The organism is Micrococcus sp. LASM2_SD2, assembly GCF_057364565.1.
This window is the reverse complement of the sequence record NZ_JBNFOB010000461.1, coordinates 1-695: the sequence shown is the minus strand read 5'-3', so window position 1 is coordinate 695 and position 695 is coordinate 1. Positions and strand designations below refer to the sequence as shown.

Genomic DNA, 695 nt, shown 5'->3' with positions numbered 1-695 from the left:
GGGCCATGACCGCGCCGCGAACGGCGGCGTGCGTCCGGGCAGGCGGGCGGAGCACCGGGCATGAGGCATGGCCCCGGGCCGGTGCGTGGTCCGCAGGGGACGACGACGGCCGGGCACCTAGACTGCGCCCATGGACTCCCAGCAGACGCACTAGGGCACCACCCTGCCCGCCGACCACCCGCTCGCCTCCCCGTCCCCACTCCCCTACGGGCTGCCCGACTTCGCCGCCGTCACCGACGAGCAGCTGGCCGAGGCCGTCCGCGCCGGCATGGCCGCCCAGCGGCAGGAGGTCGAGGCGATCCTCGCCTGCGACGAGGCGCCGACCTTCGAGAACACCGTGCGCGCCTTCGAGCTGACCGGGGACCTGCTGCGTCGCTCCGCCGCGATGTTCTTCACCCTCGTCAGCGCCGACGGCACCGACGCCCGCCAGGGACTGTCCGAGGAGCTCATGCCGGAGCTGGCCGCCCACGAGGACGCCCTGCTGCTGGACCCGCGCCTGGCCGAACGCGTGGCCGCCGTGGACGCCTCCGTCCTGGACGGTGAGGACGCCCGCCTGCACGAGCTGTTCGCCCAGCGGCTCGAGCTCGCCGGCGCCCACCTGTCCGAGCAGGACCGCGCCGAGCTCGCCGAGATCAACACCGCCCTGGCCACGGCCGGCGCACGCTACACCCGACGCCTGGTGGCGGACACGGCCG

At 75.4% G+C, this 695-nt stretch carries 1 pseudogene; it reads left to right on the top strand.

The features are described 5' to 3' along the window. Positions 1–268: 268 nt before the first annotated feature. Positions 269–695, top strand: a pseudogene (locus AC2W7A_RS13110) (M3 family metallopeptidase); the annotation flags it as partial.